We start from the raw sequence: 19798 nt of genomic DNA on the forward strand, positions 1-19798 counted from the left end.
CTACCATTTTAGCCGCAAGCGCGAAACGGAAAAAGTGATAGGGTCCATGATGATTTGTGGGCTAAACGGCGAATTTCAACCATCAACCCTCTTCCTGCTCTCTTTGTGCGATCTCTTTGTTCTCTTCCGGCGGTGGCGTCAGTGGTCCACAGAGCCGTTGCGCAAGCCAGGTCGCGAACGTCACCAGCAGCCATGAGATAAGCGTTGCCACCACCAGATCCCGCGGCCAGTGCATCCCCAGCAGCAGACGGCTGCCCATTACGCCCGTCGCCCAGACCAGTAAAATCGCAATGGTCACGGTACGACGACGCGGCCAGAGTAAACCCACGGCTAACAGCGCCCAACTCGCCGCAAACATGGTATGCCCGGATGGGAACGCGAAACCGGTCTCTTTTTGCCAGTGTTTGCGTAAAAATTTCGGAATTTCCTGCGCTTCAGCCAGCTGATCTTTCACCAGATGCCCGCGCTCTTTACGCTTTAAATTGTAGAAGGTATCTACCGGAATATGATGCGTTTTTTCAAGCCAGACCACAAAGGGGCGCGGCTCCTGGACGTGATCTTTAACCCAGGACTTTATTCCCTGGCCAACGACGATTGCCCCACCCAGAATGACAAACAGCATGATCGCCGGACGCAGGCGAAAACGCAGGCACCATAAAAACCACGCACAGAGGATCCCGTGGGTAATGATCCCCCACGGCTGGGTAACGGTTTCCGTCAGCCAGTACAGCGCTTTCAGCCACGCGCTGTTATGTCCCGGTTGCCAGGCCCAGCCCGAAATCCATACCGCGACGGGCATAATGAGTAAAATGGCGGCACCGGCAGCCGTGCGGCGGGCAATTGAAAGCATGTTCTCTCCTTTTTCGCTAAGCTCAACAATCATAACTGAATTTATCGCAATTCGTGAAAATGTCGGATTGTGCGTTTAACGTCCGTATAGTATGCCCTCAGCTAGGTGAACGCCGTCGGCTTGTGGCAAAATAGCGAGATACTAAAGCCGAAGGGCGACTGACACGAAACGTGTCAGCATACTCTGGAGAATCACATGCAGCTTAAACGCGTGGCAGAAGCCAATCTGCCAACCCCATGGGGCGATTTCCTGATGGTGGGTTTTGAAGAACTGGCAACCGGACAGGACCACGTCGCACTGGTGTTTGGCGACATTTCAGGGCAAACACCGGTATTGGCTCGTGTCCATTCCGAGTGTCTGACGGGTGATGCCTTGTTCAGCCTACGCTGTGATTGCGGTTTCCAGCTCGAAGCGGCGCTTTCTCATATCGCCGAAGAAGGCCGTGGCGTGCTGCTTTACCATCGCCAGGAAGGCCGTAACATTGGTCTGCTGAATAAAATCCGCGCCTATGCGCTACAGGATCAGGGCTACGATACCGTCGAAGCCAACCATCAGCTCGGCTTTGCCGCTGATGAACGCGATTTCACCCTGTGTGCGGATATGTTCAAACTGCTGGGCGTGGACGAAGTGCGTCTGCTGACGAACAACCCGCGCAAAGTGGAGATCCTCACCGAAGCCGGGATCAATATCGTGGAACGAGTGCCGCTGATTGTGGGCCGTAACCCGAAAAATGCGCATTACCTCGATACCAAAGCCGCGAAGATGGGTCATCTTCTCAGCGAGTAAAAATCTGGCCCGGCTTACGCCGGGCCAGTGCCGTTAGTTCAGCATATTACGAATCACATAGTGCAGGATGCCGTCATTCTGGTAGTAGGTCAGTTCCGTCGCCGTGTCGATACGACAGCGGCAATCGAGCACTTCGGTTTTACCGTCCGCGCGTGTGAGCTGTACCGGAACGGTCGCCCCCGGTTTCAGGTTCTGCAGATCGCGAACATCAATCCGCTCTTCCCCCGTTAATCCCAGCGTTTTACGCGTCACGCCCTGCGGGAACTCCAGCGGCAGGATCCCCATCCCAATCAGATTCGAGCGGTGAATACGTTCGAACGATTCCGAAATCACCACCCGCACGCCCAGCAGACGCGGCCCTTTCGCTGCCCAGTCACGGCTTGAGCCAGAGCCATACTCTTTACCGGCAATGACCGCCAGCGGCGTGCCTTCCTGCTGGTATTTCATCGCTGCATCGTAGATTGACACAACTTCGCTACCAGGAAGATGGCGCGTCATTCCGCCCTCAACACCTGGCACCATTTCGTTGCGGATACGAATGTTGGCGAACGTACCGCGCATCATCACTTCGTGGTTGCCGCGACGTGAGCCGTAGGAATTGAAGTCGCGACGCTCAACGCCACGCCCCTGCAGGTAACGCCCTGCCGGGCTGTCGGGTTTAATACTGCCCGCCGGAGAGATGTGGTCGGTGGTGACGGAGTCCCCCAGCATCGCCAGAATGCGCGCGCCCTGGATGTCGACCAGCGGTTTCGGCTGGGCTTCCATGTCATCGAAGAATGGCGACAGTCGGATATAGGTGGAGTCACTCTGCCAGCCGTAGGTGTCAGACCGTTCCACTTTGATGGTTTTCCACTCCGGCGTACCTTCAAACACCTCGGCATACTCCTTGCGGAACATCTCGGTGGAAACCTGCTCCACGGCGCGGGCAATTTCTTGCCCCGACGGCCAGATATCTTTCAGATATACCGGATCGCCTTTCCGATCGTGGCCGAGAGGATCGCTTGCCAGATTAATGTTCATGTTGCCCGCCAGGGCGTAGGCGACCACCAGCGGCGGAGAGGCCAGCCAGTTGGTTTTCACCAGTGGATGAATACGGCCTTCAAAGTTACGGTTACCCGAAAGCACGGCACCCACCGTGAGATCGCCCTGCTTGATCGCCTGCTCGATGGGGTCCGGCAGCGGTCCTGAGTTACCGATGCAGGTCGTGCATCCATATCCCACAAGGTTAAAGCCCAGCTCGTCGAGATAAGGCGTCAGTTTGGCTTTCGCCAGATAGTCCGAAACAACTTTCGACCCCGGCGCTAACGACGCTTTGACCCACGGCTGACGTTTCAACCCGATCGTTACCGCTTTTTTCGCCAGCAGACCCGCCGCCATCAGCACGCTCGGGTTGGAGGTGTTGGTACAGGAGGTAATGGCCGCAATCACCACGGCACCGTCAGGCAGCTGATACTGATGCCCGTTCATAACATAATCGACCGGGTGGCGGTCTTTTTGCGCGTTATTCAGTTCCAGCTCGTTACTGGCGGCAAAGGCTTTCGGTACGTTTTGCAGCGCGACGCGATCCTGCGGGCGTTTTGGCCCAGCAAGGCTCGCCTCGACTTCATTCATGTCCAGCTCAAGCGTGCTGGTGAACACCGGCTCATCGCCCGTATTGCGCCACATCCCCTGTGCTTTGGCATAGGCCTCGACCAGCGCCACTTGCTCGTCGCTACGCCCGCTCAGGCGCATATATTCCAGCGTCACGCCATCGATTGGGAAGAAGCCACACGTCGCGCCGTATTCAGGTGCCATGTTGGCGATGGTCGCACGATCGGCCAGCGGTAGAGAGTCCAAACCGTCGCCGTAGAATTCAACAAACTTGCCGACCACGCCATGTTTGCGCAGCATCTGGGTGACGGTCAGCACCAGGTCTGTGGCGGTAATACCCTCGCGCAACTTGCCCAGCAGCTTAAAGCCCACCACATCCGGGATCAGCATCGAGACGGGCTGTCCAAGCATTGCGGCTTCGGCTTCAATGCCGCCGACGCCCCACCCCAGAACCCCAAGTCCGTTGATCATCGTGGTGTGCGAGTCGGTCCCGACCAGCGTGTCGGGATAAGCGATCCACTCTTTGTCCTGAAGCTCGCTCCACACCGCTTTGCCCAGATACTCCAGGTTCACCTGATGGCAAATCCCGGTGCCGGGCGGTACGACGCTGAAGCGGCTAAAGGCCTGCTGGCCCCATTTCAAAAATACATAGCGTTCATGGTTGCGCTCCATCTCCAGACGCACGTTCTCTTCGAAGGCGTCGTCATCGCCAAAATGGTCAACGGTGACAGAGTGGTCAATCACCAGATCGACGGGAGAAAGCGGGTTCACTTTGGCGGTATCGCCGCCGAGACGTTTAACGGCTTCGCGCATCGCCGCCAGATCCACTACCGCCGGTACGCCGGTGAAGTCCTGCATCAATACCCTCGCCGGACGATAGGCGATTTCACGGTCGGCGTGGGCGTTTTTCAGCCACCCCGCCAGCGCGTGGATATCATCGGCAGTGACAGACTCGTCATCCTGCCAGCGTAAGAGATTTTCCAGTAAAACTTTCAGTGACTTGGGTAAGCGCGCGATGTCCCCAAGTGTCCTGGCGGCCAGCGGCAAGCTGTAGTAGTGATAGGTCTTATTCTCGGCTTGCAACGTGTCCTTACTGGCTTCGCGTAGGGTTAACGACATAAGCTCCTCCTTAATGACAGGGATACCCCGACAATCATCGGGGCTGTAATTAAAGATAACACAAAGATGTCGTAACGTTTTGATAACAACCCGAATTGATAAATCGGGATTATCGATGAAGGGGCACGAAAACAAAAAACCTCGCCGGAGCGAGGTTTTGCTATTTAGTTTAAGGCCAGCCAGATTAGCTGCGCCCAGAACAGGACGGATACGGTAAAAGCCCCCATCCAGGACCAGTATTTCATGTTTTGTAGGGTATTCATCATCTGACACCAGGCTTTATATTTCTGTGGTAACTTGGGGTGCTCCCCGTTCTTTATTGCTGATGTGTATTTATTAAAGAGTACAAGAGTACACGGTTCTCACCTGATATTCGCAGGCTAACCGTATTATCAATTATTGTTTTTTGGGTTCGTCTTCTGCGAACGTATCAATAAAGGCTTGCTGCTGTGCGGAAAGCTTCCAGGATGCCGGAACGGTCGTTACAGGCTCTTTACGTGCTTTATGGCCGTTGTCACCAGGCTGACACATCTTTTTAACCGGTTCAGTACGCATGTGAACTGCCATCGCTATCCCCAATATTTCCAGACCAGTAACGCTACCACCACCCAGAACAGGGCGGAGCCAAGAAATACCGCCAGCCAGGCTTTACGCTTAAGCGCTGGGTCCCTTTGCGGATCTTCACTTCCTGACGGCATTGCTAACCTCATACAATCGACTTCGCTTATCATTTCGATACCAAACAATCGGTACAAGTAATCATGAGTTGAGATAAATCCTAAAGAAACTTTAGTCGAAAAGCCAGTGAATTTACGATCGTTTCCAGGGAATTAATTAATCTTTTGACCAGAAATAAATAATTGAAACGAGGAATTTGCGTAGCGGGAATTTACTTTCTACTTTTGTCGCAAATTTGCGACAGTTTAACCCTAAACTTATAACGTTTATGCGGTTATATGCGGCAGAGAATGGGGATGATGATAATTCTAATTTAGCTTTAAGACATTATTTCGGTATCTTTCCGGAAGGAAAGATACCGGGTGTGATTATTTTTCCGGAAGCTTAATGTCCTGGAACATCGCTTCAATATCTTCATTCGAGCGTAACGCTACCGCGGTATCCACCACATCACGGGTTAAGTGTGGCGCGAAGCGTTGAATGAAATCATACATATAGCTGCGCAGGAAAGTGCTGCGACGGAAACCGATTTTGGTGGTGCTGTGGCTAAAGACATCATGGGCGTCAAGGCGCACCAGATCCGGGTCAGAGACCGGGTCTACGGCCATACTCGCAATCACTCCCACGCCTAATCCCAGACGCACATAAGTCTTGATAACGTCGGCGTCGGTGGCGGTGAAGACGATGCGCGGCGTCAGCCCTGCACGATTAAACGCGGTGTCGAGCTCAGAACGTCCGGTAAAGCCAAAGGTGTAAGTCACCAGCGGGTACTGTGCCAGCTCTTCAATAGTGACCGATCCCTTCCCTGCCAGCGGATGCTCCGGCGTGACCACAATCGAACGATTCCAGTGGTAGCACGGCAACATCACCAGATCGTCATAGAGGTGCAGCGCTTCGGTTGCAATCGCAAAGTCGGCATTACCTTTTGAGACCGCTTCCGCGATTTGCGTAGGCGAACCCTGATGCATATGCAGCGAGACGCGCGGGTAACGCTCGATAAAGCCCTTAATGACCCCTGGCAGCGCGTAACGTGCCTGCGTATGGGTGGTGGCGATATAAAGCGAGCCTTTATCGGGCCAGGTGTGTTCCCCGGCAACGGATTTAATTGCATCAACCTTCGACAACACTTCGCGGGCGATACGAATAATCTCCTGACCGGCCGGAGTGACCTGCGTCAGATGCTTACCGCTGCGGGCAAAAATCTGAATACCCAGTTCATCTTCCAGCATACGCACCTGCTTACTGATGCCGGGCTGAGACGTATAGAGACCTTCTGCGGTCGAAGAGACGTTAAGGTTGTGGTTGACCACCTCAACGATATAACGAAGCTGTTGTAGTTTCATGCCTGACCATCCGATTTAGCGCACAGGGATAATCGCTTAAGACGATTTAATAATAAGAAAGGGGTTAACTATAACCACTATATCATTTATAGCCCGAGTGTATAGTACGGAACAAAAAATAATAACGACCAATAAAAAAAAGGGCCGGAAATCCGGCCCTTTCAGGTAAGTCACAGGAAGAAAAGATTATTTCTTGCCTTCAACCCATTTACCATCCACGAAGAATGCAGACCAGCCGGTCGCTTTACCCTCTTTTTCGGCAGCGACGTACTGCTGCTTCGTTTTACGGCTAAAGCGGACAACGGTCTTATTGCCTACCGGATCCTGCTGCGGCGCATCGGCCAGATAACGCAGTTTCTCTGGCAGACGGTCGCGGAAGCGGTACAGCTCTTCCACCAGCGGCGCACGGGTTTCACGCGATTTCGGGAAGGTGTTGGCGGCGAGGAACACGCCCGCAGCACCGTCACGCAGCACGAAGTACGCGTCAGACTTTTCACACGGCAGTTCTGGCAACGGAACCGGATCTTCCTTCGGAGGAGCCACTTCGCCGTTACGCAGGATCTTACGCGTGTTCTTACATTCGTCGTTGGTACACGCCATGTACTTACCGAAACGCCCCATTTTCAGGTGCATTTCAGAACCACACTTCTCGCACTCCACAATCGGGCCGTCATAGCCTTTGATACGGAACTCGCCCTCTTCGATTTCGTAACCGTCGCAGGTCGGGTTGTTACCGCAGACATGCAATTTACGCTTCGGATCGATCAGGTAGCTGTCCATCGCCGTGCCGCATTTCTGGCAACGGCGTTTCGCACGCAGCGCGTTGGTTTCTGCATCGTCACCTTCCAGCACGTTGAGAACTTCGTTCTCTGGCACCAGGTTGATGGTGGTTTTGCAGCGCTCTTTCGGCGTTAAGGCATAGCCAGAACAGCCGAGGAACACGCCGGTAGTCGCAGTACGGATACCCATTTGGCGGCTACAGGTCGGGCATTCGATGCTGGTCAGGACCATCTGGTTCGGCTGCATTCCGCCCTCTTCTGGCGCTTTTTCAGCTTTCTCCAGTTGTTGGGTGAAATCGCCGAAGAAGCTGTCGAGCACCTTCTTCCATTCAGCCTGATGGTTAGCCACCTGGTCGAGGCGGTCTTCCATCTGCGCGGTGAAATCGTAGTTCATCAGCTCGCGGAAGTTATCTTCCAGACGATCTGTCACGATCTCACCCATTTTTTCAGCGTAGAAACGACGGTTCTCAGCGCGAACGTAGCCACGATCCTGAATGGTCGAAATGATCGACGCATAGGTGGACGGGCGGCCGATGCCACGTTTTTCCAGCTCTTTCACCAGTGACGCTTCGCTGAAACGCGCAGGCGGCTTGGTGAAGTGCTGGGCCGGGATCAATTCCGTCAGCGAAAGCTCATCGCCCTTGTTCACGGCTGGCAGCGTACGATCTTCATCACCTTTACGCAGTGCTGGCATGACTTTCGTCCAGCCGTCAAAGCGCAGGATACGGCCGCGCGCTTTCAGACGGAAATCGCCTGCGCCTACGGTCAGTGTTGTAGAGTCGTATTTCGCCGGGTTCATCTGGCAGGCCACGAACTGACGCCAGATCAGCTGATACAGCTTCTGGGCATCGGTTTCCATGTCTTTCAGGGCTTCGGATTCGACAGCCACATCGGACGGACGGATCGCTTCGTGCGCTTCCTGCGAGTTTTCTTTACTCGCATACTGGATAGCGCTTTCCGGCAGGTATTTCTTGCCGAAATTATCGCTAATGTAGTCGCGCACCATGCTTACGGCGTCCTGGCTCAGGTTCGTTGAGTCGGTACGCATATAAGTGATGTAACCCGCTTCATACAAGCGCTGCGCCATCATCATGGTTTTCTTCACGCCAAAGCCCAGACGCGTACTGGCCGCCTGCTGAAGCGTGGAGGTAATGAAAGGCGCGCCCGGTTTACTGCTCGTCGGTTTGTCTTCACGATCCAGCACCTGATAACGGGCTTTTTCCAGCAGCGCAACCGCCGCCATGGTTTGATCGCGATTAACCGGACGGAAAGGTTTGTCTTTTTCGTGGGTCACCTGCAGCGGCAGTGCATCACCGCCTGGCGTTGCGACATTCGCGTCGATTTCCCAGAACTCTTCCGGCACAAACGCTTTGATTTCGCGCTCACGCTCGACGACCAGACGCACCGCTACGGACTGAACACGTCCAGCGGAAAGGCCACGCGCGATTTTCTTCCACAGCAGTGGCGAAACCATGTAGCCCACCACGCGGTCCATAAAACGACGCGCCTGTTGAGCGTTTACACGATCGATATTCAGTTCGCCCGGCTTTTCAAACGCCTGACGAATCGCATTCTTTGTAATCTCGTTAAACACGACACGGCTGTATCGTGATTCATCACCACCAATGATTTCCCGCAGGTGCCATGCAATGGCTTCCCCTTCGCGGTCAAGGTCGGTTGCGAGATAGATGTGGTCAGCTTTTTCGGCGAGCTGCTTCAGCTCATTAACGACTTTCTCTTTGCCGGGCAACACTTCGTACTGTGCTTCCCACTCGTGCCAGGGATCGACACCCATACGGTTGACGAGCGCGCTACGTTCATCCTTTTTAGGCTTCTTAGCCCCTTTGGTGGAGGTAGAGTCTGCGCTCTTTTTACTGGCTGAGCCACTGGTCGGCAAATCGCGGATGTGACCAACACTGGATTTAACCACATAGTCATTACCCAGATACTTATTGATCGTTTTGGCTTTTGCCGGGGACTCAACGATGACGAGAGCTTTACCCATATTCACCTTTACCTAATTTAATTCTTCCAGGAATACGCCGCATGTTGATTTCCCTTCCGCTGGCGACGCGTTGTTGATATTGCGACGACGCCAGGGGATATCAACCCCTTTCTTCCTACCGGACAACAGCAGAACCTGTCCAGGTGATTGAGTTATCGGGCATTTCACTCTTATCAAAATGACTATGCGACGAGCTTTCGGTCGAATGTCAAGCAATTCTGTTGCCAGAATGACGAAAGCGCACACTCTACCTGATAAAATCTGTTACGCAACTTTATTAGCATGCAAAAGCAAATCGTGCCAGCTTTGCACCAGGCACGTAGCCCCGCGAAAAACAGGGAAAATTTGCCCAGGGTGCGCGTCCGGCGTAGACTATTGCCACTGTTTAAGGAGTGGAATATGCAGCAAAATACCCAACCTATCGATCGTGAGACTTTGCTTGTCGAAGCCAACAAACTGATTCGTGAACACGAAGATACCCTGGCCGGTATCGAAGCCACCGGCGTTGAGCAACGTAACGGCGTGCTGGTGTTCAGTGGCGAATACTATCTCGATGAGCAAGGGTTACCCACCCCTAAGAGCACGGCGGTATTTAACATGTTTAAATACCTGGCCCATGCGCTCTCAGAGAAATATCACCTGGTCGATTAACGCGAAACGCGAGGCAAATGCCTCGCGTTTTTGTTTACAGCAGCGGTTTTTGTCCGCGTTGTAGCCAACGCAACAGCAAGCGGTCCGCGCTCTCGGCGGCACTGTTTGTGAAGCGGTCAAGCATTCTCTTACGTTGAGTATAGCGTACGCCCACCAGCTCACGGCCCTCCATAAGGCTCAACAGCAGGTCATCGCTGGTACCCACTTCATCTACCAGCCCTTTTTCCTGTGCCTGAAGGCCATACCAGTGTTCACCGGTCGCTACATGCTCGATGTCCAGCGACGGACGCATCCGTTTAACGAAGTCCTTAAACAGATGATGCGTTTCGTTGAGATCTTCACGGAATTTCTGTCGGCCCTCTTCCGTGTTCTCGCCCAGCAGGGTCAGGGTGCGCTTATACTGCCCGGCGGTGTGCAGCTCGATGTCGATCTCTTTATTTTTTAGAAAACGATTAAAGTTAGGGATCTGCGCCACCACCCCGATCGAGCCGAGAATGGCGAAGGGCGCGGCTACGATTTTATCGGCAACACAGGCCATCATATAGCCACCGCTGGCCGCGACTTTATCCACCGCAACCGTCAGCGGAATCTGTTTTTCACGCAGGCGCTGCAGCTGAGAGGCGGCCAGACCGTAGCCATGCACCACTCCACCCGGGCTTTCGAGGCGCAGAACGACCTGGTCCTGAGGTTTTACGACCGCCAGTACCGCCGTGACCTCTTCGCGAAGTGAAGTAACTTCATGGGCATCCATACTGCCTTTAAAATCCAGCACATAGACCCGTGGTTTCGTCGTTTCCTGATGATCCTGTTTCGCCTTCGCTTTTGCCGCTTTGGCTTCAAGCTTTAGCTTTTTCTTGTGCGCCTTATGCCACTGTTTCTGCTGATGTCCATCCAGCAGCGCCACCGACATGTCTTCCTGCATCTCCTTATACTGCTCGCTTAAGCGGGTAATGCGCAGTTCACCACGCTGACGCTTACGCTGCGTCAGGTTCACGATCAGCACTGCAATCACCGCTATAGCGATAACCACTGTCGCGATTTTGGCCAAAAACAGACCGTACTCAGAAAGTAATTCCACGTGTTCCACCTTGATTTAACCACGAATCTTTCACGACCAGTGTACAACAGCCTTTGCCAGGCGTCTCGCATACGACAATACCGCTGCGAGGCGCTTTCCAGAATGTCTTCTTGTGGCTGAAATCGTTGCAAATTGTTAATTCAGAAGCCTTCTCTCCTGTAGACTGATTGAAATCACCCGCCGTTTCGGGCATAAAGCCAAAAAGTGAAAGAAAAGCAGGCGCCGCAGGCCCGTCATGCGCCACAGGAGTATTCGTGCACTATCAACCACAAAAAGATCTACTGCACCGCATCATCCTGGTGACCGGTGCCAGCGACGGCATTGGCCGTGAAGCGGCACTCACCTACTCTCGCCACGGCGCACAGGTAGTACTACTCGGTCGGAATGAAGAAAAGCTGCGCCGCGTGGCGCAAGAGATTAGTGACGCCAGCGGAGAGACGCCGCGCTGGTATATCCTCGATTTACTGACCTGTACGCCGGACTCCTGCACGGAGCTTGCACAGCGTATCGCCGCGCACTACCCGCGCCTGGACGGTGTGCTGCACAATGCCGGTCTGCTCGGAGAAGTGCGTCCGATGGATGAGCAGGACCCGCAGATCTGGCAGCAGGTGATGCAGGTTAACGTTAACGGCACCTTTTTCCTCACCCAGGCGCTGCTTCCTTTATTACTCAAATCTGAATCCGGATCGCTGGTCTTTACCTCGTCGAGCGTCGGGCGTCAGGGACGAGCCAACTGGGGCGCTTACGCCGCGTCGAAGTTTGCCACCGAAGGGATGATGCAGGTGCTGGCCGAGGAGTATCAGACCCGCCATCTGCGCGTCAACTGCATTAATCCAGGCGGCACGCGCACAGGCATGCGCGCCAGCGCGTTCCCGACGGAAGATCCGCAAAAGCTCAAAACCCCCGCCGAGATTATGCCACTCTATCTGTGGCTGATGGGCGACGACAGCCGCCGTAAAACCGGTATGACGTTTGATGCCCAGCCGGGCCGTAAGCCAGGGATTTCGCAATGAGTGAAGAACGCCATCAGCAGCGCCAGCAGCGTTTGAAAGAACAGGTCGATGCCCGAGTCGCCGCCGCGCAGGAAGAACGCGGCATTGTTATCGTCTTCACCGGCAACGGAAAAGGCAAAACCACGGCAGCCTTTGGCACCGCCACCCGCGCTGTCGGCCACGGTCAGAAAGTGGGTGTGATTCAGTTTATCAAAGGCGAATGGCCAAACGGTGAGCGTAATCTGTTGGAGCCGCACGGCGTGGAATTTCAGGTAATGGCGACCGGTTTTACCTGGGACACGCAAAACCGTGAAAGCGATACCGCCGCCTGCCTCGCCGTGTGGGAACACGCAAAACGGATGCTGGCCGATCCGACGCTGAATATGGTCCTGCTCGATGAGATTACCTACATGGTGGCGTATGACTATCTGCCGCTGGAAGAGGTGCTGGACGCGTTGAAAAATCGCCCTGTCCATCAGACGGTCATTGTGACCGGACGCGGCTGCCATCGGGATATTCTGGAGCTGGCCGATACGGTCAGTGAACTGCGCCCGGTCAAACATGCGTTTGACGCCGGAATAAAAGCGCAAATCGGTATCGACTACTAGAAAAGAAAAACCCGGCAGCCGCCGGGTTTATTTTTAGCCGTTATTGTTACGGCTGCCAGAGCGGCGAGAGGTGCTCACCTGGCTGTGGCGTTTCACCGCGCGACGAATCTGGTTCGCTTTCACGCGACGACGGTCTTTTTCAACCGCCACTTTGGTCGTGGTTTCTGGCTGCAGTTCCACCAGTTCACGCAGGTAGTTAGTCTGGGTCAAATCCAGCTCGGTGTAACCACCGCGCGGAATCCCCTTCGGCAGCAGAATGTCACCGTAGCGCACGCGAATCAGACGACTCACCTGCACGCCAACCGCTTCCCACAGACGACGAACCTCACGGTTACGACCTTCCGTCAGCGTGACGTTATACCACTGGTTGATCCCTTCACCACCGGTGAATTTAATGGTTTTGAACGCCGCAGGACCATCTTCAAGCTGAACGCCGCGCGACAGGTCACGCAGTTTATTTTCATCAACCTGGCCGAATACACGTACAGCGTATTCACGTTCCACTTCACGGCTTGGGTGCATCAGGCGGTTCGCCAGTTCACCGTCGGTGGTGAACAGCAGCAGACCGCAGGTGTTCACATCCAGACGGCCTACCGCAATCCAGCGCGCGCCGCGCAGTTTTGGCAGACGGTCAAAAACGGTTGGGCGGCCTTCCGGGTCGTTACGTGTACACAGCTCGCCTTCTGGCTTGTAGTAAGCCAGCACGCGGCAAATCTGTTCAGCAGACTCTTTCACGGAGATCACATGACCGTCGAGACGGATCTTCATCCCCGGAACGACTTCAACGCGGTCACCCAGCTTGGCAATTTTGCCGTCAACGCTGACGCGACCCGCTTCGATAATCGTTTCGATTTCACGGCGTGAACCGTGGCCAGCACGCGCCAGCACTTTCTGTAATTTTTCGCTCATTGAGCATCCTTCAGGTGTCGCCTTCACAGGCGTCGAATTAGGGTCAAAATAGCGGTCTACCGCTGTTTTGATGGCCGCGTAGTATAGCCGCTTATACCTTTACAAGAAAGGCTTTACGTCACCCACGCCTTCACGAATCACTTCTGGTGCATCTTCCGTCAAATCGACCACCGTCGTCGGCTGCTGGCCGAGGTAGCCACCGTGAATAATCAGGTCTACCTGTTTTTCCAGACGGTCTTTGATCTCCTCCGGGTCGGACTCGGTGAAATCGCTGCCCGGCAGCATCAGAGAGGTCGACAGCATCGGTTCGCCGAGGGTCTCAAGCAGCATTTGCGCAATCGGGTTCGACGGCACGCGCATCCCGATCGTTTTGCGTTTTTCCTGCAACAGACGGCGCGGCACTTCCTTGGTCCCTTTCAGAATGAAAGTATAGTTGCCCGGCGTGTTATTTTTGATTAAACGGAAAGCGACGTTGTCTACGTAGGCGTAGGTCGAAATTTCCGAAAGATCGCGGCACATCAGGGTAAAGTTATGCCCGTCCGGCAGATGACGGATGCGGCAAATGCGCTCCATCGCCCCTTTGTCTTCGATTTTGCAGCCCAGCGCATAGCCGGAATCGGTCGGGTAGACAATCACACCGCCCTTGCGAACGATCTCAACCGCCTGATTGATCAGGCGCGCCTGCGGGTTATCCGGGTGAATATAGAAAAATTGACTCATGCTTCCCTCTCTTCAATATGTTGCTGCGGCTGCTCCCAAAGTGCCCAGACGGGTTCCACGCCTGCGGGTAACCAGAGCTTACGCCCCAGCTCAATCCATGCACAAGGCTGATGGAAATCCGAGCCTTGCGACGCAAGCAGACCATACTGACGCGCATACGTCGCCAGCTGACTACGCTCATTGGGTGCCTGCTGGCACTGGGAAACTTCCATCGCTTCTCCACCCTGTTCGGCGAAGTGCGCCAGCAGTCTTTTCAGCCACTTAGCCGAAAGGTTATACCGCCCTGGATGGGCCAGCACCGCCTTACCGCCAGAATGATGAATGACATCAATAGCTTGTTTTATTGTACACCACTGTGGCGGAACGTAACCGGTTTTACCGCGTGCCAGATATTTTTTGAAGACATCGGCAAAGTTATTCGCTTTACCCGCTTCGACCAGAAAACGGGCGAAGTGGCCGCGCGTCACAGCCCCGCCGTTGGCAAGGCGTTGTGCCCCTTCCAGCGCGCCGGGAATCTGCGCTTTCTCCAGCCGCTCGCCAATCAGTTCCGCGCGTTGATTGCGGCGCGCTTTCTGCTCTTCGAGGAACGCACACAGGGCCGGGTGTTCGATATCAATATTCAGGCCGACAATATGAATTTCGTGATTTTCCCAGACCGTGGAAATTTCTACGCCGGATACCAGCGTCAAAGGCAGCGCGCTGCGGGCAATCTCCGCGCGTGCCGCCGGAATGGCATCCGTGGTGTCGTGATCGGTTATTGCCAGCGTACCTACACGCATTTCTACCGCGCGGTGAACCAGCGCTTCGGGCGTCAGCAGGCCATCAGAGGCCTGGGTGTGGCTGTGTAAATCATAAATCACGGCGTATTTTGTCTCGCTCAAAGCGGTTTCCATCACAGGTTTGTCGTATAACAGAGGGCTATGATAACGGCTTAAGCGCAAATTCTGAAATCAGGGGTTGACAATACGCCATCGAACTAGTTAACTAGTACGCAAGTTCACTCAAGAAGGTATCTGAAAATGAAAGCACATTTCTCTCTGCACGGCTGGTGGCGCACTTCCTGATCTTCGGGCAGTGTCACTCGTCTGCAAATTGCAAACAGATACCAGGCCCGCCACGATGCGGGCTTTTTTATGAACAGAATTAATGAGAACAACAATATGCAAACCGCCAAAACACACCTTGAGTTGCTGACCTGCGAAGCCGTATATCGCCACAACCCTACCGCCTTATTCCACCAGGTGTGCGGTGCACGCCCGGCCACCCTGCTGCTCGAGTCTGCTGACATCGACAGCAAAGACGATCTGAAAAGCCTGCTGCTGGTCGATAGCGCACTGCGCATTACCGCATTAGGTGACACTGTCACTCTTAAAGCACTGTCTGAGAACGGTGCCGCCCTGCTCCCGCTGCTTGATGCGGCGCTGCCTGCAGGTATCGAAAACGAACAGCGCCCGGAAACACGCATTTTGCATTTCCCGCCGGTCAGCCAGCTACTGGACGAAGACGCGCGTCTCTGCTCCCTCTCCGTGTTTGACGCTTTCCGCCTGCTGCAAAACCTGGTCGAAGTGCCTGAGAATGAGCGCGAAGCGATGTTCTTCGGCGGGCTGTTTGCCTATGACCTGGTGGCCGGTTTCGAAGACCTGCCTGAAACCGAACAAGGCAACCGCTGCCCGGATTACTGCTTCTATCTGGCGGAAACGCTGATGGTGATTGACCATCAGAAAAAGTACACCCGCATTCAGGCGAGCCTGTTCACCCCTTCGGTTTCGGAAAAACAGCGTCTGGCGCAGCGTATCGAACAGCTTCAGCAGCAGATGACCGAAGAGCCGACGGCGCTGCCGGTCCAGCGTATCGATCATATGCAGTGTGAAACGAATCAGACAGATGACCAGTACGGTGCCGTTGTACGTCAGATGCAGAAAGCGATTCGCGCCGGTGAGATTTTCCAGGTGGTGCCATCGCGCCGCTTCTCGCTGCCGTGCCCGTCTCCGCTGGCCGCGTATGACGTGCTGAAGAAGAGCAACCCAAGCCCGTACATGTTCTTTATGCAGGATAACGATTTCACCCTGTTCGGAGCGTCGCCAGAAAGCTCGCTGAAATATGACGCGCCAAGCCGCCAGATTGAAATTTACCCGATTGCCGGTACACGTCCGCGCGGTCGCCGTGCGGATGGCTCCCTGGATCGCGATCTCGACAGCCGCATTGAGCTTGAGATGCGTACGGATCATAAAGAGTTATCCGAACACCTGATGCTGGTCGACCTGGCGCGTAACGATCTGGCGCGCATTTGTACGCCAGGCACTCGGTATGTCGCGGATCTGACTAAAGTCGACCGTTACTCCTTCGTGATGCACCTGGTGTCCCGTGTGGTGGGCGAGCTGCGCCATGACCTCGACGCGCTGCACGCCTATCGTGCCTGCATGAATATGGGCACCCTGAGCGGCGCGCCGAAAGTCCGTGCAATGCAGCTGATTGCCGGAGCCGAAGGCCGTCGTCGCGGCAGCTACGGTGGTGCCGTGGGGTACTTCACCGCGCACGGCGATCTGGACACCTGTATCGTCATCCGCTCCGCCTACGTGGAAGATGGCATTGCCACCGTCCAGGCAGGCGCAGGCATTGTTCTCGATTCTGTTCCGCAGTCTGAAGCTGACGAAACTCGCAGTAAAGCTCGCGCGGTATTGCGCGCCATTGCCACCGCACACCACGCACAGGAGATTTTCTGATGGCTGACATTCTGCTGCTCGATAATATCGACTCCTTTACTTACAACCTGGCAGACCAGCTGCGTGCAAACGGGCACAACGTGGTGATTTACCGCAATCATGTTCCGGCGCAAACCCTGATTGAGCGCCTGGAAACCATGCAAAACCCGGTGCTGATGCTCTCTCCAGGCCCGGGTGCGCCGAGCGAAGCGGGCTGTATGCCTGAGCTGCTGACCCGTATGCGCGGCAAACTGCCGATTATCGGCATCTGCCTTGGGCACCAGGCGATTGTTGAAGCGTACGGCGGATACGTCGGCCAGGCGGGTGAAATTTTGCACGGTAAAGCCTCCAGCATTGAACATGACGGCCAGGCGATGTTTGCCGGGCTGCCAAACCCGCTGCCGGTCGCGCGTTATCACTCGCTGGTCGGCAGCAATATTCCGGCTGGGCTGACGATCAACGCCTCTTTTGAAGGAATGGTAATGGCCGTGCGTCACGACGCCGATCGCGTCTGCGGCCTGCAGTTCCACCCGGAATCGATTCTGACCTCTAACGGCGCACGCCTGCTGGAGCAGACCCTCAACTGGGCGCTGCAGAAGCTGGAGCAAACCAACACGCTGCAGCCGATTCTGGAAAAACTCTATCAGGCCCAGACGATGACCCAGCAGGAGAGCCACCAGCTTTTCTCTGCGGTGGTTCGCGGTGAGCTGAAGCCCGAACAGCTGGCCGCCGCGCTGGTCAGCATGAAAGTGCGCGGTGAGCAGCCACAGGAAATTGCCGGTGCGGCGACCGCCCTGCTGGAAAATGCCGCCCCGTTCCCGCGTCCGGATTATGCGTTCGCGGATATCGTCGGCACCGGCGGCGACGGCAGCAACAGCATTAATATCTCTACCGCCAGCGCCTTTGTGGCGGCGGCCTGCGGCATGAAAGTGGCGAAACACGGTAACCGCAGCGTCTCCAGCCGCTCAGGCTCTTCCGATCTGCTGGCCGCGTTCGGGATTAACCTCGACATGAATGCTGAACGTTCCCGTGAAGCGCTGGACGATCTGGGTGTCTGCTTCCTGTTCGCGCCGAAATATCACACCGGTTTCCGCCACGCGATGCCGGTCCGTCAGCAGCTGAAAACCCGCACCCTGTTTAACGTGCTGGGGCCGTTGATCAACCCGGCGCATCCGCCGCTGGCTTTGATTGGCGTCTACAGCCCGGAACTGGTACTGCCGATTGCGGAAACCCTGCGCGTGCTGGGCTATCAGCGTGCGGCTGTGGTTCACAGCGGCGGAATGGATGAAGTGTCGCTCCATGCGCCAACGCTGGTTGCCGAGCTGCGCGACGGCGAAATTCAGAGCTATCAGCTGGACGCTGCCGACTTTGGCCTGACGCCCTATCATCAGGAACAGCTGGCAGGCGGCACCCCGGAAGAAAACCGTGACATTCTGACACGCTTGCTACAAGGTAAAGGTGAAGCCGCCCATGAGGCCGCTGTCGCCGCCAACGTTGCGATGTTGATGCGTTTGCACGGCGAAGAAGACTTACAGGCTAACGCACAAAAAGTCATGGCCGTATTGCGCTCCGGCGCAGCTTACGACCGCGTTACCGCACTTGCGGCAAGAGGGTAAATGATGCAGACCGTTTTAGCGAAAATCGTCGCCGATAAGGCCATCTGGGTAGAAGCGCGCAAAGAGCAGCAGCCACTGGCCAGTTTCCAGAATGACGTGGTTCCAAGCCAGCGCCGTTTTTATGATGCCCTGCAGGGCGCGCGCACCGCGTTTATCCTGGAGTGCAAAAAGGCCTCGCCATCGAAAGGCGTGATCCGCGACGACTTCGATCCTGCGCGTATTGCCGGGGTCTACAAACACCATGCGTCAGCCATTTCGGTGCTGACGGATGAGAAATATTTCCAGGGTAGTTTTGATTTTCTGCCGATTGTCAGCCAGATCGCCCCGCAGCCGATTCTGTGCAAAGACTTCATTATTGATGCGTATCAAATCTGGCTCGCGCGTTTTTATCAGGCCGATGCCTGCCTGCTGATGCTCTCCGTTCTGGATGACGAGCAGTATCGCCAGCTGGCCGCCGTCGCCCACAGCCTGAATATGGGTGTGCTGACAGAAGTGAGCAACGAAGAGGAGCTGGAACGCGCCATTGCGCTGAAAGCCAAAGTCGTCGGCATCAATAACCGCGACCTGCGCGATCTCTCCATCGACCTGAACCGCACGCGCCAGCTGGCGCCACGTCTCGGGGCTGGGGTCACCGTTATCAGCGAATCGGGCATCAACACTTATGCCCAGGTTCGTGAGCTGAGCCATTTCGCAAACGGCTTTTTGATTGGCTCGGCGCTGATGTCTCACGACGATCTGAATGCCGCCGTCCGCCGCGTGCTGTTGGGTGAGAACAAAGTCTGCGGGCTGACGCGCCCTCAGGACGCCGCCGCCGCTCTCGAGGCGGGTGCCGTCTACGGCGGGCTGATTTTTGTCGACTCGTCTGCGCGAGTGGTAACGGAAGATCAGGCCCGCGACGTGATTGCCGCTGCACCGCTCAGCTATGTTGGCGTGTTCCGCGATGCGCCAGTTTCGGACGTCGCCGCCAAAGCTGAAAACTTATCGCTGGCTGCCGTGCAGCTGCACGGCAACGAAGATCAGGCGTACATCAATGAACTTCGCCAGGCACTGGCACCGCAGGTGCAAATCTGGAAAGCGCAAAGCGTGAGCGACACGCTGCCTCCACGCGATCTCCAGCATGTCGATAAATATGTGCTGGACAACGGCCAGGGCGGAACCGGCGTTCGCTTCGACTGGTCCCTGCTGAACGGTGAAAAGCTGGACAACGTCCTGCTGGCGGGTGGATTAAGCCCTGATAACTGCGTAGAAGCCGCGAAAGCTGGCTGTGCGGGTCTCGATTTCAATTCTGGCGTGGAGTCTCAGCCGGGTATCAAAGATGCCAGTAAGCTGGCCTCGGTATTCAAGACGCTGCGTGCATATTAAGGAAGAGCAA

Annotated in this window: 19 protein-coding genes and 1 other annotated feature; of the genes, 8 read left to right on the forward strand and 11 right to left on the reverse strand. The window is 55.4% G+C overall.

Annotation, left to right across the window (positions count from 1 at the left end; genetic code table 11):
- Positions 1–82 precede the first annotated feature (82 nt).
- On the reverse strand, positions 83–850 hold the full coding sequence (gene pgpB / locus ACB496_RS11335) for a phosphatidylglycerophosphatase B (protein WP_100779973.1): 768 nt from the start codon (positions 848–850) through the stop codon (positions 83–85).
- 195 nt (positions 851–1045) lie between these two features.
- Here pgpB and ribA point away from each other — a divergent pair, with 195 nt between their 5' ends.
- The gene (gene ribA, locus ACB496_RS11340) at positions 1046–1636 is read left to right on the forward strand and encodes a GTP cyclohydrolase II (RefSeq protein WP_100779972.1); all 591 of its coding nucleotides are present in this window, start codon (positions 1046–1048) and stop codon (positions 1634–1636) included.
- 33 nt (positions 1637–1669) lie between these two features.
- Here the strand turns inward: ribA and acnA are convergent, their stop codons facing one another.
- The 6 genes from acnA to topA all read right to left on the reverse strand — a co-directional run bounded on the left by acnA (position 1670) and on the right by topA (position 9150).
- Positions 1670–4345 (reverse strand): aconitate hydratase AcnA, encoded by a 2676-nt coding sequence (gene acnA, locus ACB496_RS11345; protein WP_319418345.1) that lies wholly within the window; start codon positions 4343–4345, stop codon positions 1670–1672.
- 164 nt (positions 4346–4509) lie between these two features.
- Positions 4510–4608 (reverse strand): small membrane protein YmiC, encoded by a 99-nt coding sequence (gene ymiC, locus ACB496_RS11350; RefSeq protein ID WP_331251887.1) that lies wholly within the window; start codon positions 4606–4608, stop codon positions 4510–4512.
- A gap of 133 nt (positions 4609–4741) precedes the next feature.
- The gene (locus ACB496_RS11355) at positions 4742–4900 is read right to left on the reverse strand and encodes a hypothetical protein (protein WP_184957378.1); all 159 of its coding nucleotides are present in this window, start codon (positions 4898–4900) and stop codon (positions 4742–4744) included.
- 14 nt (positions 4901–4914) lie between these two features.
- Complete coding sequence (locus ACB496_RS11360; protein ID WP_213015984.1) at positions 4915–5055, reverse strand: YmiA family putative membrane protein; 141 nt, start codon at positions 5053–5055, stop codon at positions 4915–4917.
- Between the two features lie 336 nt (positions 5056–5391).
- Complete coding sequence (gene cysB, locus ACB496_RS11365) at positions 5392–6366, reverse strand: HTH-type transcriptional regulator CysB (RefSeq protein ID WP_095282217.1); 975 nt, start codon at positions 6364–6366, stop codon at positions 5392–5394.
- Between the two features lie 186 nt (positions 6367–6552).
- Positions 6553–9150, reverse strand: coding sequence for a type I DNA topoisomerase (gene topA, locus ACB496_RS11370; RefSeq protein WP_371972533.1), 2598 nt, complete (start codon positions 9148–9150; stop codon positions 6553–6555).
- Positions 9151–9549: 399 nt separating this feature from the next.
- Here topA and ACB496_RS11375 point away from each other — a divergent pair, with 399 nt between their 5' ends.
- On the forward strand, positions 9550–9801 hold the full coding sequence (locus tag ACB496_RS11375) for a YciN family protein (protein WP_100779968.1): 252 nt from the start codon (positions 9550–9552) through the stop codon (positions 9799–9801).
- Positions 9802–9835: 34 nt separating this feature from the next.
- On the opposite strand, the gene sohB is transcribed toward ACB496_RS11375, so the two are convergent.
- Positions 9836–10879 (reverse strand): protease SohB, encoded by a 1044-nt coding sequence (gene sohB, locus ACB496_RS11380; protein WP_102103868.1) that lies wholly within the window; start codon positions 10877–10879, stop codon positions 9836–9838.
- 254 nt (positions 10880–11133) lie between these two features.
- On the opposite strand from sohB, the gene ACB496_RS11385 reads away from it, so the two are divergent.
- Positions 11134–11892: a YciK family oxidoreductase gene (locus ACB496_RS11385; protein WP_371972535.1), complete on the forward strand. Its 759-nt coding sequence runs from the start codon at positions 11134–11136 to the stop codon at positions 11890–11892.
- Positions 11889–12479: a cob(I)yrinic acid a,c-diamide adenosyltransferase gene (gene cobO, locus ACB496_RS11390; RefSeq protein ID WP_100779965.1), complete on the forward strand. Its 591-nt coding sequence runs from the start codon at positions 11889–11891 to the stop codon at positions 12477–12479. The genes ACB496_RS11385 and cobO overlap by 4 nt, the downstream gene beginning before the upstream one ends.
- A gap of 33 nt (positions 12480–12512) precedes the next feature.
- Here the strand turns inward: cobO and rluB are convergent, their stop codons facing one another.
- The 3 genes from rluB to rnm form a co-directional block, all read right to left on the reverse strand.
- Positions 12513–13388, reverse strand: coding sequence for a 23S rRNA pseudouridine(2605) synthase RluB (gene rluB, locus ACB496_RS11395; protein WP_100779964.1), 876 nt, complete (start codon positions 13386–13388; stop codon positions 12513–12515).
- Between the two features lie 99 nt (positions 13389–13487).
- On the reverse strand, positions 13488–14108 hold the full coding sequence (locus ACB496_RS11400) for an L-threonylcarbamoyladenylate synthase (RefSeq protein ID WP_095282224.1): 621 nt from the start codon (positions 14106–14108) through the stop codon (positions 13488–13490).
- Complete coding sequence (gene rnm / locus ACB496_RS11405; RefSeq protein ID WP_107703447.1) at positions 14105–14989, reverse strand: RNase RNM; 885 nt, start codon at positions 14987–14989, stop codon at positions 14105–14107. The genes ACB496_RS11400 and rnm overlap by 4 nt, the downstream gene beginning before the upstream one ends.
- A 138-nt stretch (positions 14990–15127) precedes the next feature.
- On the opposite strand from rnm, the gene trpL reads away from it, so the two are divergent.
- From trpL to trpCF, 4 genes are all read left to right on the forward strand, one after another.
- A complete protein-coding gene (gene trpL / locus ACB496_RS11410; protein ID WP_107704263.1) occupies positions 15128–15172 on the forward strand; it encodes a trp operon leader peptide in 45 nt (14 codons plus the stop codon).
- Positions 15149–15243: a sequence feature (Trp leader region), on the forward strand. It overlaps the preceding gene by 24 nt.
- A gap of 25 nt (positions 15244–15268) precedes the next feature.
- A complete protein-coding gene (locus tag ACB496_RS11415) occupies positions 15269–16831 on the forward strand; it encodes an anthranilate synthase component 1 (RefSeq protein WP_371975227.1) in 1563 nt (520 codons plus the stop codon).
- Complete coding sequence (gene trpD / locus ACB496_RS11420) at positions 16831–18426, forward strand: bifunctional anthranilate synthase glutamate amidotransferase component TrpG/anthranilate phosphoribosyltransferase TrpD (RefSeq protein ID WP_100779962.1); 1596 nt, start codon at positions 16831–16833, stop codon at positions 18424–18426. Before ACB496_RS11415 ends, trpD begins: the two co-directional genes overlap by 1 nt.
- A gap of 3 nt (positions 18427–18429) precedes the next feature.
- Positions 18430–19788 carry a bifunctional indole-3-glycerol-phosphate synthase TrpC/phosphoribosylanthranilate isomerase TrpF gene (gene trpCF / locus ACB496_RS11425; protein WP_371975228.1) on the forward strand — a complete coding sequence of 453 codons (1359 nt, stop codon included), beginning with the start codon at positions 18430–18432 and terminating at the stop codon, positions 19786–19788.
- Positions 19789–19798: the final 10 nt, after the last annotated feature.

The sequence above is a fragment of the Lelliottia nimipressuralis genome (assembly GCF_041464075.1).
In the GTDB taxonomy this organism is placed as follows: Bacteria; Pseudomonadota; Gammaproteobacteria; order Enterobacterales; family Enterobacteriaceae; genus Enterobacter; species Enterobacter nimipressuralis.

Coding starts and splice junctions, on each gene's coding strand:
- pgpB (WP_100779973.1), bottom strand. CDS start 850: ATGCTTTCAATTGCCCGCCGCACGGCTGCCGGTGCCGCCATTTTACTC.
- ribA (WP_100779972.1), top strand. CDS start 1,046: ATGCAGCTTAAACGCGTGGCAGAAGCCAATCTGCCAACCCCATGGGGC.
- acnA (WP_319418345.1), bottom strand. CDS start 4,345: ATGTCGTTAACCCTACGCGAAGCCAGTAAGGACACGTTGCAAGCCGAG.
- ymiC (WP_331251887.1), bottom strand. CDS start 4,608: ATGAATACCCTACAAAACATGAAATACTGGTCCTGGATGGGGGCTTTT.
- ACB496_RS11355 (WP_184957378.1), bottom strand. CDS start 4,900: ATGCGTACTGAACCGGTTAAAAAGATGTGTCAGCCTGGTGACAACGGC.
- ACB496_RS11360 (WP_213015984.1), bottom strand. CDS start 5,055: ATGAGGTTAGCAATGCCGTCAGGAAGTGAAGATCCGCAAAGGGACCCA.
- cysB (WP_095282217.1), bottom strand. CDS start 6,366: ATGAAACTACAACAGCTTCGTTATATCGTTGAGGTGGTCAACCACAAC.
- topA (WP_371972533.1), bottom strand. CDS start 9,150: ATGGGTAAAGCTCTCGTCATCGTTGAGTCCCCGGCAAAAGCCAAAACG.
- ACB496_RS11375 (WP_100779968.1), top strand. CDS start 9,550: ATGCAGCAAAATACCCAACCTATCGATCGTGAGACTTTGCTTGTCGAA.
- cobO (WP_100779965.1), top strand. CDS start 11,889: ATGAGTGAAGAACGCCATCAGCAGCGCCAGCAGCGTTTGAAAGAACAG.
- rluB (WP_100779964.1), bottom strand. CDS start 13,388: ATGAGCGAAAAATTACAGAAAGTGCTGGCGCGTGCTGGCCACGGTTCA.
- ACB496_RS11400 (WP_095282224.1), bottom strand. CDS start 14,108: ATGAGTCAATTTTTCTATATTCACCCGGATAACCCGCAGGCGCGCCTG.
- ACB496_RS11415 (WP_371975227.1), top strand. CDS start 15,269: ATGCAAACCGCCAAAACACACCTTGAGTTGCTGACCTGCGAAGCCGTA.
- trpD (WP_100779962.1), top strand. CDS start 16,831: ATGGCTGACATTCTGCTGCTCGATAATATCGACTCCTTTACTTACAAC.
- trpCF (WP_371975228.1), top strand. CDS start 18,430: ATGCAGACCGTTTTAGCGAAAATCGTCGCCGATAAGGCCATCTGGGTA.